The sequence below is a fragment of the Acinetobacter sp. YH12208 genome, from assembly GCF_013418055.1.
Lineage (GTDB): Bacteria > Pseudomonadota > Gammaproteobacteria > Pseudomonadales > Moraxellaceae > Acinetobacter > Acinetobacter pseudolwoffii.
The window spans coordinates 1-14256 of record NZ_VPCT01000025.1 but is presented as its reverse complement, the minus strand read 5'-3'; the positions used below and the strand labels follow the sequence as shown (position 1 = coordinate 14256).

Sequence of the window (14256 nt, the reverse complement as noted above, 5' to 3'; positions counted from 1 at the left end):
GATATAGGGCTGTATCTGATGGAATACTACAATCGGATACGACCACATCAATTTAATAATGGTATCAGCCCTTTTGCAGTTGAACAAAAACTTAAAACTGTGTCCAATATTTGTTGACCACTACAGACATTGCTTCGTAAGGGAAGAGGGGGTTAAAACCAACCTGCATCCCCTTGCCGAATATATGCCTCATCTCCTATAGGGAGGAAGGGGCTTAAAGGCGCATTAATGCGCCTCATCCCAGTTTTTACCTTTACCGACTTCAACCAGCAACGGTACAGAAATCTGCAATACCGATTGCATGACTTCAGCCAGTTTCGGTGCCAGTTCATCGGCAATAGCTTCATCGACTTCAAACACCAGTTCATCGTGGACTTGCAACAGCATTTTGGCCTGATCTTTTGGCAACATCTTGTCGACTTCAATCATTGCTATTTTAATGATATCTGCAGCCGAACCCTGTAGCGGGGCATTAATTGCAGCACGTTCTGCCGCTTTACGCACCATCATATTACGAGCATCAATATCCGGTGTATATAAACGACGACCAGAAACGGTTTCGACAAAACCTTGATCGAGTGCCACCTGACGGGTGCGTTGCATATATTCATAAATCCCCGGATAACGATGGAAATACTGTTTAATGTATTCTTGTGACTCTTGACGAGTAAAGCCCAACTGACGGGTTAGACCGAATTCAGACATGCCATAGAGCAGACCAAAATTCACGGCTTTGGCTTGGCGACGTTGATCATTTGTCACCTCTTCAAAAGCGATGCCCAAAACTTCTGCTGCAGTACGACGATGCACGTCCTGACCGTGATTAAAGGCATGTACCAAGGCTTCGTCTTGGGAAAAATGCGCCATGAGGCGTAATTCAATTTGTGAATAATCGGCAGCGAGCAGCACACGACCTTTCGGTGCTACAAAAGCTTTACGAATTTGACGGCCAATTTTCTCGCGAATGGGAATATTTTGTAAATTTGGATCTGTTGAAGATAGACGACCCGTTGCAGTCAGCGCTTGATGATAACTGGTGTGTACGCGGCCACTGTCATTATTGGCCTGTTTGCATAAACCATCGGTATAGGTGCTTTTCAGTTTAGACAGGCCACGATATTCCAAAATCAATGCGGCAATCGGATGATCCAGTTTTTCTAAAATACTTTCACTGGTGCTGTATTGGCCAGTCGAGGTTTTTTTGCCGCCTTTGAGGCCCAGCTTATCAAACAAAATTTCACCGACTTGTTTTGGTGAGCTGACATTAAAACTTTGATCTGCTAATTCAATAATCTGGTTTTCCAGATTCTGAATGGTTTGTGCAAATTCTTCACTGAGCTGGTCAAGGAAATGCACGTCTAACTGAATGCCATTTTCTTCCATTTTCGTTAATACACGTGCCACCGGCATTTCAATGCGATGCAAAAGCTGACTTAATTCAGGATGGACTTTGAGTTTTTCATCCAAAACTTCATAAAGACGATAAGTGACATGAGCATCTTCAGCAGCATAATGTGCAGCGGTTTCCAGCGGAATCTGGTTAAAGGTTTTCTGTTTGGCTCCTTTACCGGCAACTTGTTCATAGGTCGTGGTCAGATGGCTCAAATACAGACGCGCCACATCATCCATACCATGACGGGTTGCCACAGAATTCAGCACATACGATGCCAGCATGGTATCAAAATACCAGCCTGCCAAATGAATACCATGGTTTTCCAGTACATGCGCATCATATTTCAGATGATGACCAATTTTCTGTACACTGTCATCTTCCAGAATCGGCTTGATCTGTGCCAAGATGACTTCACGATTGAGCTGTTCCGGTGCGCCTTCATAATCATGGGCCAAAGGAACATAGTAAGCATCGTTGGCATCAAAGGCGACCGAGAAGCCGACAATCTGCGCGATACGATAATCCAGACTGGTGGTTTCAGTATCAAAGGCAAAACGTTTTTCGCTACTTAAGCGCGCAAACAGCTTGTCCCAGTCCTGCTGGTTTAACACACTATGATAGGTTGCTTGACCTAGCTGATCATCGCCACTGGTCACAGAAGCATGATCTTCTGTGGTGTCTGGCAGAGTTGCCGGTTTGGCGGTAATGGATCTTGCCGCCTGTTTATAATTTGAATGATTCGGGTTGTTTGGGTGATCTAAGGATTGTAGCTGATTACGAAATTCCAGCTCGGTGTACAAATGACGTAAGGTCTCGACATTCGGCTCACCCAGTTTTAAATCGTCATAACCAAAGTTAAGATCCAGATCGATCACAATACTGGCCAGTTGATGGTCCAGTGCAATGCCATCGACATGTTCTTTAATATTTTGACCAACTTTGCCTTTGATCTTGTCGACATTTTCTAAAATGCCGCCAATCGAACCATATTCGGTTAGCAGTTTTGCCGCGGTTTTGGCACCGACACCCGGCACGCCCATGATGCCATCAGAAGCATCGCCCATCAGGGTCAGGTAATCAATAATCTGATTTGGCCATACGCCAAACTTTTCAAACACGCCATCGACATCCAGCGGCTTTTCTTTAAAGCTGTCTTCCAGGGTCACTTTGTCTGTGACCAATTGCGCCATATCTTTATCACCAGTCGAAATCAGCACCTGATGTCCCAGGGCTTCGGCACGTTTGGCCAATGTCCCGATAATGTCATCGGCTTCGGCACCCGGTAAGGTATGCAGGGGAATACCCAGCGCACGAATCAAGGCATGCAAATAAGGAATCTGTTCGGATAATTCCGTCGGCATGCTCGGGCGGTCACCTTTATAAATCGGTGAAAGCTCATGCCGGAACGTCGGTTCTGGCGTATCGAAAATCACCGCCATATGGGTCGGTTGGATCCGACGCATCAGTTTTTGAATAGCAGAAATCGCACCACGAATTGCATTGGTATGTAAACCGGTTGACGTGGTTAATGGTGGCAGTGCGTGAAAGGCACGAAATAAAAAGTAAGAGCCATCGACCAAGACAAATGGTGGCATGTAATCAATTCCTTATTCAAAATACAGCGCTATTGTACGTGATTTTTACTGCGCTCGCTGAGGCGAGTCTGAGTTTACAGCTTAGCGAATATCGGCTGAAGATGAAATAAGCAGCACAAGCTGTTGTATGATGGAATGATTCAGGAAAGAGAAATATAAGAATGGCTGCAGGACGCAATGAGTTACGCATGATCTGGCTGATTACTCTGCTAATTGTTGGGATCAGTGCCTGGTATCTGGATTATCAGATTGTGACTTATTTGTGTGGCGTGGGTTTTCTCTTCAGTGTGATGCAATATGTCAGCGCAGTAGAAGCCCCGCTACAGCAACTGGCTGCACAGCAGCAGAGGTCTCTGGAACGCAATTCAAAAGTTCCTTTATATGTCTCTTCAATTATTGCCATTGTCGGTGGGCTGGCCGAGCTTGACTGGTTGATGGGCATCGGGATTACCGCTTGGGTGTTCTTTTTACTCCGATGGCTGCAACGTCTGGAAGGACGCTTGATACAGTTACAGTCGCAATCTTATTCTGCCGATCCACCACCCTCGACACCACCGAACTGGTCTGATGCTGCACCTGTGACTGCTCAACCGGCTCTAAATTCTCAGTCCACGCCTAATCTCATCGATCAAGTGCAGCGCTGGATCTTTCAGGGCAATCCGGTCTTAAAAGTCGCCATTAGTATTTTAGTGATCGGGATTATTTTGTTGCTGCGTTTTGCCACCGAGCACTGGCAGCTGAGTCTGGCTGCTAAATTAGGTCTGGTTGCGCTTGCCAGTTTGTTTGTAACAGGACTGGGCTATCGGCTGATTCCTAAAAACCGCAGTTTTGCTCTGGCGCTGGAAGGATTAGGTTTAGGGAGTTTGTTTCTGACATTATTCTTTGCCTATTACAATCTGGTGATTCCAACACTACCGCTGGCAGCATGTGTATTTATCATCATTTTGGCAATGACGCTGTATTTAAGTCTGAAACAGGAAAGTATCGAACTGGCCATAATGGCTTTGCTGATTGCTTATCTGGCGCCGTTTACCTTGCCAATCCGAGATGCTTCCGCTGTTGAGCTGATCAGTTATTACTTGCTGATTAATGTCGGGGTGGCAGTGCTGAGCAGCTTCCGCCCCTGGAAAATTCTCAATCAGATTGCCTTTTTAATTACGGCGATTGTCGGTGGAATGTATAGCCTGATTCATGGTGATACTCATGAGCGTTATGCCATGACTGTGCTGATTCTGGCGCATAGTGCGCTGTTTATCTGGCTGGGTTTTCGTTTTAGCCAGTTGCTGGCACGACAGGATTTGTCCCGTTTTCAGCTAAAACCGGTACTCGACTTGGCCTTGATTTTTGCCGCACCGATTACTGCTTATATTTTTCTGTATTTGATTCACTTTAATCAGCCCGATCAAAAACTCTGGCAAGCCGGTCTAAGTCTGTTGTTCGCAGGGGTCTTTGCCACTTGTTGGACTTTATTGCGCCAAAAACAAACGATTCAGCTTATTTCACAAAGTTATCTGAGTCTGATGCTGATTTTTCTGGCACTGGTGCCACCGATCTTATTGACCGAACAATGGAGTGTGGTTGGTTGGGCTGTGGAAGGGGTGCTAATTTATCTGTGGGCCTTAGAGAAAAATGTCCGGGTGGCGCATTATTTAAGTATGGGCTTATTGTTGATGGCCGGATTTAGCAGCCTGTATTATCTGGTCGAAATCAATCCCACACCGCGGATGATTTTCTGGATTTTGAGTCTGTGTTATGTGGCAGTAGTGGCGATCAGTCAGCTCAAAGAAAAATACCAGCAGCAACTGGATAGTCTGAGTATCAGTTTTTTAAGTAGTTTAAGTGTTGCAGTCAGTTTAATGCTCTTTGCTTTGCTGGAAGATGAATTTTCGAGTCAGCATGCCTATGTGTTGAGTTTATTCATCATCACACTGGGCTATGTGCTGTTGAATGAAATGATTCTGCGCAAAAATCAGCAATGGTCCTGGTTGCTACCGAAGTGGAGTGGTATCTCACCCTTGCTGGTCATTGCAGTGATTCTGACACTGGATCGTAGTCAAAATGCGGTGATTGTCTGGGATAGCGGTCTGGAGCGCGGGGTTTTTGCCCTTTCAGCTATATTACTGGCCATGCTGTGGCTCAGACCGCTGGCTGGTTTGCAGCTATCCAAAGAATGGATGAGTTTGGGCGTTTTTAGCAGTTTGGCTTTGGCCAGTCTGTGTCTGATCCCGAGCATGCCTTATTTCAGTATGGTGATCCTGCCTTTATTGTTTTGCCTGTGGTGCTATCGACAGGACCTGCAATCAGGCTGGCAGCAGCTTTGGCAAACCAAGTGTTGTTTATTGCTGATGGCCACTTGGCTGGTATGTTCACAGTTATTTAGTCAGCAAGCATTCCAGTATTACTGGTTGCCGATTCTGAATCCTTTTGACCTGATCAGTGTCGCCATGTTTGCCAGTTTTATCTGGATGCTGTTGCAACAGATTAAGGTTGGCCGTGATAAAGGCATGATCGCAGTCTTGATGGTGCTGAGCCTGTTATGGCTTTCCAGTTATATGGTTTTAAGAGCTTTACATGTGTATTTACACACGCCGTTTAATGATCTGGAGCTATGGAGTAATGCGACGGTGCAACTCAGCTTGACTGTACTTTGGGTATTGCTGGCCTGGATCACCATGTGGACGGCAACCTTAAAAAACCTGAAGCCGATGTGGATTTTAGGCGGCAGTATTCTGGTGGTTGTGACCTTAAAATTGGTACTCTTTGACCTGTCGCATATTGGCACCCTGACGCGAGTCATTTCCTTCTTGCTGGCAGGTGGGGTGATGCTGCTGATTGCCTATATTGCGCCGATGCCAGAGAAAACTGATTGAATCCTCTCCCTAAGCCTCTCCTTTAAAAAGGAGAGGGAATCGAAGGGTTATTTCAGATCAGGCTCTCTTTTGAGTGCCTTGTCATTGGCATATTGGTCAATATCAACATTCTCTAAGGGGCGAGATAATGGATGGTCGACAAAGCCCATTTTCGGCACTGGAATTTCAATCTGATTATCGACAAAGCCATTACGAATCCGTTCCTGCATTTCATCACGTACTTTCAGATAATTTTCCTGCTGGCACCAGATCGCAAACAGCAACTCGATGGATGATTCACGAAAGGCGGTAACGGTGACTGCAGGTTTCGGGTCAGCTAGAACCAGTGGATATTTATTGGCGACATCCAGCAGCACTTCTCGTACTTTAATAATATCTTCGTGGAAATTGATCGCCAGCGTAATCGGAATACGCCGTATCGGAAATTTTGACAGGTTCTGTACCGGTGCCCGAATCAGCTGTTCATTCGGCAAACGTACATAGATATTATCCTGCGTGAGGAGTTTGACTGAAAGCAGGTCAATCGAAATCACTTCACCTTCAATGGTATGCCCACGAATCAAGGTGATTTGAATAGTATCGCCGACTTCGAAAGAACCCTCACCAATCAGGAACAGACCGCTGATCAGGTTGGATGCCGAGGTTTGTGACGCAAAACCCAAGGCTACGGTGAGAATCCCGGCAGCCCCGAGGAAGACACTCAGTTTAAAACCGGCTTCTTTCAGGCTGGCCATTACAAACAGCAGGAAAATAAAATAGAAAATCCCGCGGCGCCAGACCAGCTTCTGATGGGCATTAAAACGTACACCAATGGTCCGAATAAAGGTATTGGAAATAAAGCGCGCAATCAGGAAACCAATAAAACATAACACCACCGCGACCAAAATTTCGGTTAAACGGTCGGTATTGATATTGGTAAATACTCCCTTCAGGCTGTTGGTGACTTCGGTCGGAATATTTGAACTTGGCATCAGACGCCCTTAGAAAAATGAATCAAACATATTAAATAAAGCGCCCGCCGGATCACGCGGTGGATGCAGATAGGCGACTTCACCGGCATTTGGCGGGGTACGGTTCTCCACCCGAATACGCGGTGGGCGGTCCGAACCTTCATGCAAGACCCGGATTTGCGAGGTCCATAAGCGCCCGGTACTTTCACTGTAAAATAACGGCAGGGCAGGCACCGGGACATTCATCCGGTCAAAGCGCAATTGCTGGTTACTGGTATTGTGAAATTCAATCGGTGTAACCGCACGAAAAGCGCGTGGATGCAATTGTTTCAGTTCAGTTCTGCCATCGACTGCAGTGGCATAGCAGATTTCACCTGAGCGATGATTCGGCCCAAACCAGGTGTCTTTTGGCAAGATCACCGGGAGATCAAAAATTGGTTCGCGCTGCCCCTCGACAAAACCAGCAATCCATAAGGGCGTGCTGATATAAAGCGTACCACGTTGTCCGGCAGGAATATAAATCGGATCAACCGGCTTGATCACCACCGAACGGTTTGCCAAACGTGGCATCAACTGTAATTTATTTTGGGTAGATTTGAACATATAACGTTCAATGTGCACCGGCGCTGGAAAGGCAAAGTTCGGATCATCAATCTGATGCCATTGCTGCTCATAATCATATTGCACCACAGGACGATAGTATTCCAGTCGCCATTCCTGAATGCCTCGAGTCAGACGAAACAGCAAGGAACCAAACTGCCAGGCTTTGGATTGATTTATTTCAAAAATCTGTTCTCCCCACCAGCGCATTTTCGCTGTATTCGGGATTAATTCATCTTTATCTTGCGGCAATGTTGGCACCCTTTCTTGCTAAATCTTTGAAAACATACTTCACGCTGTCATATGCTTAGAGTACACTCAATTTAAATTTTTTCATCATTATTATAATTCACGATGCAAGTACTTAAACAATTACAAATCCCATATAGCTTCGCCAAGCGCCATGGTGTGCTGTTGCGTTATGAGGGAGATCAGGCCTTTATTCTGCGTCGTGACAATACCTCGATGCTTGCATTGCAGGAAGCGCGCCGTCTGCTCGGTTATCCGGCTCATTTTCAGCTGTGCAGCGAACAGGAATTTAACCAGTTACTCAGCTCCAGTTTTGCCGGAGATAGCGGCGAATCACAACAGGTGGCTGCGGGTCTGGAAGATCATCCGGATTTACTCAGTCTGGCCGATTCCGTACCTGAAGCTGAAGATCTGATGGATCAGGAAGATGATGCGCCGATTGTACGACTGATCAATGCATTATTGTCTGAAGCGATTCGGGTCGGGGCTTCCGATATTCATATTGAATCTTTTGAGAAAAAACTGTCGGTACGTTTACGGGTCGATGGCCAGCTCCGTGAAATTGTCCAGCCGCGCCGTGAACTTGCGCCGCTTTTGGTCTCGCGGATTAAAGTCATGGCCAAACTGGATATTGCGGAAAAGCGCATTCCACAAGATGGTCGTATTTCCTTGCGTCTGGCCGGACGTGAAGTCGATGTCCGTGTATCTACTTTGCCATCCTCTCATGGTGAGCGTGTGGTGATGCGTCTGCTGGACAAGCAGGCCGGTCGTTTAAATATGACCCATTTGGGCTTGATGAATAATGACTATGATCGACTGAAAACTCTGGTGCATCGTCCACACGGCATTATTTTAGTCACTGGCCCCACCGGTTCGGGTAAAACCACCACCTTATATGCCGCACTTTCTGACCTGAATGATGGTTCCAAAAACATCCTCACCGCTGAAGATCCGATTGAATATCAACTGGAAGGTATTGGTCAGACCCAGGTGAATACCAAAGTGGATATGACCTTTGCACGTGCCTTAAAAGCCATGCTGCGCCAAGATCCTGATGTGGTGATGGTGGGTGAAATTCGTGATCTGGAGACCGCAGAAATTGCGGTGCAGGCCTCCTTGACGGGGCATCTGGTGTTGTCGACCCTGCATACCAATACCGCGATTGGTGCTGTCACGCGTTTGAAGGATATGGGCATTGAGCCGTTCCTGCTTTCAAGTTCCCTGATTGGGGTAATTGCCCAGCGTCTGGTCAGAACGTTATGTCCGCATTGCGCGACCTGGTATGAAGCAGATGCTTTTGAAAAGAAACTGTTTGAAAATATTGAACATCCACAGGATTTAAGACTGCCGCAACCACAGGGTTGTGAACGCTGTGGCAATACTGGTTTTAGTGGGCGTACTGCGATTTATGAAATTGTGCCCGTCGATGATCATATGCGCCGTCTGGTTCATGGCAATGCGGCCGAATACGAAATAGAAAGTTATGCACGGCAGCAATCCGGTTCGATTCGGGATGATGGTCTGCGCAAAGTTTTGGCAGGGAAAACTACCATTGAAGAAGTATTACGGGTCACCAATGAAGCAGCAGAATAATTTTTTAATCTGCTGCTTTTAATGACTTATCCTCAGGATATCTGGATATTTACCAGAGGCTGACGATTTTTTTCATCAGTTGGGCCCGAAAAGGTGCAGTCGGATTGCCCGGATTCCGCTGAGTTTCATTTTCATAGAAGGTCTGCCAGGCCTGCGCCATTTCTAAAGTAACCCCATCCTGTTTCATTTTTTCAACATCGGCTGTGGTGACACGCTGGAAACGGACTTCGGCATCTTTGGGGCCAGCACCCCAACCAATGATACCTTTACCAAATTCAGGCAGAATCATATTGTTGGGTGTTGCAGGAATGGGCAGACGTTCAATCCCGGCATTAACTACAGATTTTACTTGGGGGCGAACTTTTTCTGAAATTTGCAGCTCTGCAAAAGAGGCAGTCGCAATGCTGAACAGGAGAGAACTAGAAATAAATAATTTAAACATAAGGTGATTTAAAATAAATTATTGCAAATAAGAATCATTATATATAGGTATTAAGATTTTTGCTTTTGTTTTGAAAAGAGAATTGGCCTTTAAGGGAAGATGCAGCGATTAAAATTGTATAATAGAGCTCTAGCTATCCTGAAGCATTTTTTCAGGATAGCGGTTGAATAAAAAAATTAAGTAATGACGTTTAAGTTCACATCAATATTATTGCGGGTTGCATTTGAATACGGACAGACAATATGCGCGGCATCTACCAGTTTTTGCGCTTCTTGCTGATCCATACCCTCAAGATGGATATTTAAAGTCACCTCAATACCAAACCCGGTCGGAATTGGACCAATTCCTACATCACCCTCGATATAAGCATCTTTACTCATATTCAGTTTGTCACGATTGGCAACAAATTTCATCGCACCCAAGAAACATGCCGAATAACCTGCGGCAAAGAGCTGTTCAGGGTTGGTTCCACCACCAGGTCCCCCCATTTCTTTGGGCACGGCCAATTGTACATCTAAAATCTGATCGTCAGAGGTGGCGCGGCCATCACGACCACCTGTGGCTTTGGCATGTGCGGTATAGACGGCTTTTTCTAATGACATGAGCTTAATCCCTATTTATTTTTCATGGAGCTTCTATGCTCGGCGATTTTGCCTGAAGAATAAGCAGGGATTTTGTTAATTTATGCAAGTATCCGGGCAGGTTTCTTAAGAAAGTTGTAGCAGTTTACGATGTTGCATTAAAGGCATGGATTCACGGATTTTTTGCTGTTCACTTAAATCAAAGTCCACCGTAATCAAATGTGCGCCATCAGCATGGATCATATTCAACAGTTGGCCGCGGCTATTGGTGGCAGCTGCATGCCCCCAAGTCTGACGTTTTTCACCATGCCAGCCTTGTTGAGCAGCGCCAAGTACCGAACACTGGCTATCCATGGCACGGGTTTGCAGCAATAACTGCCAGTGCATTTCACCGGTGGTATAGGTAAATGCAGAAGGCGCAGTCAGGAGATTTGCACCCTTAGCACGTAAGCTTAAAGCCAGTTCTGGAAAGCGCAGGTCATAACAGACCATCAAGCCGATATTGCCAAAAGGAGTCTTGGCAACGACCACATCTGTGCCGGGTTCAAAGAATTTAGACTCCTGATAACCACCGACAGCATCGCCGACTTGTACATCAAATAAGTGAATTTTGTCATAACGCGCTTCGGTTCGTTCAGGACTGATACACAGACTGACAGTACGCACCCGGCCATCTTGAATGATTGAACCATCCGGACGATAAGGGCAGGGCAAAGTCCCGGCCACAATCCAGGTTTGATATTGATGGGCAAGTTGTTCCAGACGTTGTTGAATGACTTCAAATTGTGCAGCAGTTTCGCGTTGTTTGCCTGCTGCGAAACAGACGAAATTTTCCGGGAAAACAATTAACTCAGCACCATTGGCCTTACTTTGTTGAATTAAAGACTCAATCTCCACAAAATTGGCGTCAATTTCATTTTGAGAATTCATTTGTGCAACAGAAAGTAAAGTCATGCGGTCCTCTTATATAGTCGTTATACCTTTTGCTCGGAGATTTTATCTAAATTGTCTTGCTCTTTCTGTAACTGTTTGACTAAAGGTTCAAACATATTCTGGTTGCTTTGATTTAGCTTCATCAAGGTTTTATGCGCATCCAGAACGGTATTTAGCATATTTTGATGCGTGACATGTTCTTCCATCAGCGCACGGGTGCAGACATTCGGATCGCCACAATAATTCAGAATCACAAACACCTGGCTCAGTCCCATACTGTTGGCCAAAGTAGTAATGTCGGAATTGGTGGAAAGCATAACAGCCTGAATATTATGTACTTGCTTGAGTTTCAGTCCTAACTTGGCCAAAACACCCAGTACGGTACTGTCAATAAAACTGGTTTCGGTGAGATCAACGATAGCGCCAACTACGTTGTCCTGCTGTTCAATTTTGTTCAGTAATTTGTCTAGACTAATACAAGATTGGGCACGCACTTCGCCGATAAGCTTAAAAATATGCGTTCCATTCAGACTTGCATATTCAACATGACCTGTTGACATATAAATGCCATTTGCAGAGAAGGATATTAAATTATCCCATAGGGTGTATTGATACTCAAGTAGCTGAAAGTGGTAATCAAATTAAGTGCTTATAAAGTCTGTAAATATACTGCTAATTTACGCGGATAAAGCTTAAAAAGGCGATATCGTCGGCCACATGTTCTGGAGCCTGAAATGACTCATTCTGCAAGTGATGTAATAATTGCGAAAATTGCTCATTTAATCCACCATCAAAGGGTTCCAGTGCACCATCTGAACAGATGATAAAACGGGCATTAGGGCTTAATACCCATTCGTTTTCTTCAACCTCAAGCTCTTCGGTCAGGCCTAAAGGGAAGCTGCTGGTAGAGAAAATCTTAGGTTCTTGATTGGGTTCAAATATAATCGGTGGGGGATAATGTCCGGCACTGGACCATTTTAATACATGGGTTTCCAGATTTAAAATCCCGGCAATCATGGTGATGTGCTTTTCAATATTTTCCTGCATTAGCATGCCGTTAAGCTTTTTAATCAGCTCGCGCGGCGTTTTGGAGCGACCGTGAAAAGCAGCCATCCAGGACGTGAGTAAACTACTGGTGACGCCATGTCCAGATACATCGGCCAAATAGAAAATCACTTCTTTGTCGCTAATTTTCCAGTAATCATACCAATCTCCTGAAAGATAGGCTGAAGGCTGAAAATAAGTTTCGACCTCATAATTGGTCAGTTTAATCGGGTTGGGTAACAATCTTTTTTGTAGTTCTGCCGCAGAAGGCAGATCACGGCTATCCTGGTTACGTTTATATTGCGCATCAATTTTTTGCAGCGCCAGGTCAGGATTTTCAGGAAGTTTATTCCAGATCCAGCCTGCCAGCGCCCCTTGCTCCCAAGCCTGAGCCAACGCTGTGCCTTCATGCTCTAAGGCCAGCACAATGGTAGGCAGATTCCACTTATATTTCAGATAGTCATGTACATCTGCAATTGCGATAATCGTAGAATCATACAGCTCATGATCATCCAGATAGATCATCTGAATATGCGGAAGCGTATCAAGTACCTGATCTAAATAGGGAATATCACGAGTCGGTTGAATGAAATACATAAAAAAGTGATTCGATCTCAGGGTTGGTTATACGATGTACTATAACAAGCAAGGTATTGCTAGCGAACAGATTTCACTAGCAATCATACATCAAGCATGAACTTAAAGATCTTCTTCTGAAGATTCAATATTGTTCTCATCAAAAGGTACATCTTCAGAACTATCTTCTTCGAAGTCATCTTCTAGAAATAGGGTATCTTGTTCTGTACCTTTCTTTTCAGCAATCGCGTAGTTGGTGCGTTGCAAGTAAATATCCCGAATCTGGGCATAACGATCACCGGTCAGCACCCCTTCAACATCCAGTATTTCCGAGCGGTTATCAATGGCACGCCAGAACTGGTCGGTCCAGTAAAGCCCATCTTCATCTTCGAGAAGATATTTTTGTGGGCGGGTTTGACTATCTACAGCAGTACCAATCACCCCACGCACTGAACTTGGGCCTAAAAATGGCAACATAATATAAGGACCAGACGCAACACCATAATAACCCAAAGTAGTTCCAAATCTCTCGTCTTCATGACTTAAACCAAGGCGACGTGCCGGATCAGCCAAACCTAAGGTCGTTAAAGTATTAATGGTAAAACGTCCCAAGGATTTTGCTGCGCGGGTCGGACGACCCTGAATCAGCTGATTGACTACATTCCAGGGTTCACCCAGGTTATTACGGAAATTGGTGTAGCTACCGCGGACATCCTGTGGAACTTTCTCAACATACTGAACAGCTATAGGACGTACCACAGTACGGTCAATCGCATCATTAAACTGATAAATCTTTCTATTTAACGGTTGGAAAGGATCTTTGACTTCTTCAGCCTGTGCTGCACTGGCATCGACTTTTAGCTGTGTCTGTAATTGTTGTGCCTTGGCCGATATTTTGGTTCTGAGTGGCGTTTTCAAAGATTCATTTTCCACATCCGTGTTGACCTCTGCGAAAACATGTACGCTTGATACTAGAGAAAATAAGCATATAGATAAGTAAATAGAACGATGCATAAGGAAACCCGAGGCCTTGTCTGAGTAAGGAGCACTACTTATTAGTATAAAAATAATAAACGTTATATTCACGAATAGACATCATTTAAGCAAATTTGTATAAAAAATGAATGAAAATACACAAAAAGAGTAAAAAATGTACATGCAAAATAATTTTCTTGAAAAAGGTGTTGCAAGCGCCCTGAAATGCTGTAGAATGCACATCCATCGGCAGTAATGAAGATTAAAACTTCTGATAAAACAGTAACTTAGCACGAGGTGTTAAGATTGGGTTTTGTTGGTTAAGTTCAAATTAATTTGAATTACGGATTGACACTTTAGAAATTCAGTGTAATATAGCCGACCTAGCTTGCTGGTGACGAATCAGCAAGAAGATCATTAAGAGCTTATGAAGAACAACTTGTGTGGATTTTTAC

The 14256-nt window shown here is 44.9% G+C and carries 11 protein-coding genes; 2 read left to right on the top strand and 9 right to left on the bottom strand.

Translation table 11 applies throughout. The features are described 5' to 3' along the window. Positions 1-225: 225 nt before the first annotated feature. On the bottom strand, positions 226-2988 hold the full coding sequence (gene polA, locus FTU95_RS14065) for a DNA polymerase I (protein WP_180078831.1): 2763 nt from the start codon (positions 2986-2988) through the stop codon (positions 226-228). Between the two features lie 161 nt (positions 2989-3149). On the opposite strand from polA, the gene FTU95_RS14060 reads away from it, so the two are divergent. Then, positions 3150-5858 carry a DUF2339 domain-containing protein gene (locus FTU95_RS14060; RefSeq protein ID WP_180078829.1) on the top strand — a complete coding sequence of 903 codons (2709 nt, stop codon included), beginning with the start codon at positions 3150-3152 and terminating at the stop codon, positions 5856-5858. Between the two features lie 47 nt (positions 5859-5905). On the opposite strand, the gene FTU95_RS14055 is transcribed toward FTU95_RS14060, so the two are convergent. Both FTU95_RS14055 and FTU95_RS14050 read right to left on the bottom strand, forming a co-directional pair. Beyond that, complete coding sequence (locus FTU95_RS14055; protein WP_005095828.1) at positions 5906-6829, bottom strand: mechanosensitive ion channel family protein; 924 nt, start codon at positions 6827-6829, stop codon at positions 5906-5908. Positions 6830-6838: 9 nt separating this feature from the next. Beyond that, the gene (locus FTU95_RS14050) at positions 6839-7618 is read right to left on the bottom strand and encodes a hypothetical protein (protein ID WP_167381259.1); all 780 of its coding nucleotides are present in this window, start codon (positions 7616-7618) and stop codon (positions 6839-6841) included. A gap of 144 nt (positions 7619-7762) precedes the next feature. Between FTU95_RS14050 and gspE the strand changes: the two genes are divergently transcribed. Beyond that, complete coding sequence (gene gspE, locus FTU95_RS14045) at positions 7763-9250, top strand: type II secretion system ATPase GspE (RefSeq protein ID WP_159138729.1); 1488 nt, start codon at positions 7763-7765, stop codon at positions 9248-9250. A gap of 49 nt (positions 9251-9299) precedes the next feature. On the opposite strand, the gene FTU95_RS14040 is transcribed toward gspE, so the two are convergent. From FTU95_RS14040 to FTU95_RS14015, 6 genes are all read right to left on the bottom strand, one after another. Further along, positions 9300-9692 (bottom strand): DUF4951 domain-containing protein, encoded by a 393-nt coding sequence (locus FTU95_RS14040; RefSeq protein WP_100355709.1) that lies wholly within the window; start codon positions 9690-9692, stop codon positions 9300-9302. Between the two features lie 176 nt (positions 9693-9868). Further along, positions 9869-10294, bottom strand: coding sequence for an organic hydroperoxide resistance protein (locus tag FTU95_RS14035; protein ID WP_005095836.1), 426 nt, complete (start codon positions 10292-10294; stop codon positions 9869-9871). 105 nt (positions 10295-10399) lie between these two features. Further along, on the bottom strand, positions 10400-11227 hold the full coding sequence (locus FTU95_RS14030; protein WP_159138730.1) for a carbon-nitrogen hydrolase family protein: 828 nt from the start codon (positions 11225-11227) through the stop codon (positions 10400-10402). Between the two features lie 20 nt (positions 11228-11247). Further along, positions 11248-11766 carry an anti-anti-sigma factor GigB gene (gene gigB, locus FTU95_RS14025; RefSeq protein WP_004647542.1) on the bottom strand — a complete coding sequence of 173 codons (519 nt, stop codon included), beginning with the start codon at positions 11764-11766 and terminating at the stop codon, positions 11248-11250. A gap of 112 nt (positions 11767-11878) precedes the next feature. Beyond that, the gene (gene gigA / locus FTU95_RS14020; protein WP_005095839.1) at positions 11879-12847 is read right to left on the bottom strand and encodes an RsbU family protein phosphatase GigA; all 969 of its coding nucleotides are present in this window, start codon (positions 12845-12847) and stop codon (positions 11879-11881) included. Between the two features lie 102 nt (positions 12848-12949). Beyond that, positions 12950-13840, bottom strand: coding sequence for a VacJ family lipoprotein (locus FTU95_RS14015; RefSeq protein WP_005095841.1), 891 nt, complete (start codon positions 13838-13840; stop codon positions 12950-12952). Positions 13841-14256: the final 416 nt, after the last annotated feature.

Bases quoted from the DNA above. Each gene is read 5' to 3' on its own strand.
- gigB (WP_004647542.1), bottom strand. From the start codon at position 11,766: ATGTCAACAGGTCATGTTGAATATGCAAGTCTGAATGGAACGCATATT.
- polA (WP_180078831.1), bottom strand. From the start codon at position 2,988: ATGCCACCATTTGTCTTGGTCGATGGCTCTTACTTTTTATTTCGTGCC.
- FTU95_RS14035 (WP_005095836.1), bottom strand. From the start codon at position 10,294: ATGTCATTAGAAAAAGCCGTCTATACCGCACATGCCAAAGCCACAGGT.
- FTU95_RS14055 (WP_005095828.1), bottom strand. From the start codon at position 6,829: ATGCCAAGTTCAAATATTCCGACCGAAGTCACCAACAGCCTGAAGGGA.
- FTU95_RS14060 (WP_180078829.1), top strand. From the start codon at position 3,150: ATGGCTGCAGGACGCAATGAGTTACGCATGATCTGGCTGATTACTCTG.
- gspE (WP_159138729.1), top strand. From the start codon at position 7,763: ATGCAAGTACTTAAACAATTACAAATCCCATATAGCTTCGCCAAGCGC.
- gigA (WP_005095839.1), bottom strand. From the start codon at position 12,847: ATGTATTTCATTCAACCGACTCGTGATATTCCCTATTTAGATCAGGTA.
- FTU95_RS14050 (WP_167381259.1), bottom strand. From the start codon at position 7,618: ATGCGCTGGTGGGGAGAACAGATTTTTGAAATAAATCAATCCAAAGCC.
- FTU95_RS14040 (WP_100355709.1), bottom strand. From the start codon at position 9,692: ATGTTTAAATTATTTATTTCTAGTTCTCTCCTGTTCAGCATTGCGACT.
- FTU95_RS14030 (WP_159138730.1), bottom strand. From the start codon at position 11,227: ATGACTTTACTTTCTGTTGCACAAATGAATTCTCAAAATGAAATTGAC.
- FTU95_RS14015 (WP_005095841.1), bottom strand. From the start codon at position 13,840: ATGCATCGTTCTATTTACTTATCTATATGCTTATTTTCTCTAGTATCA.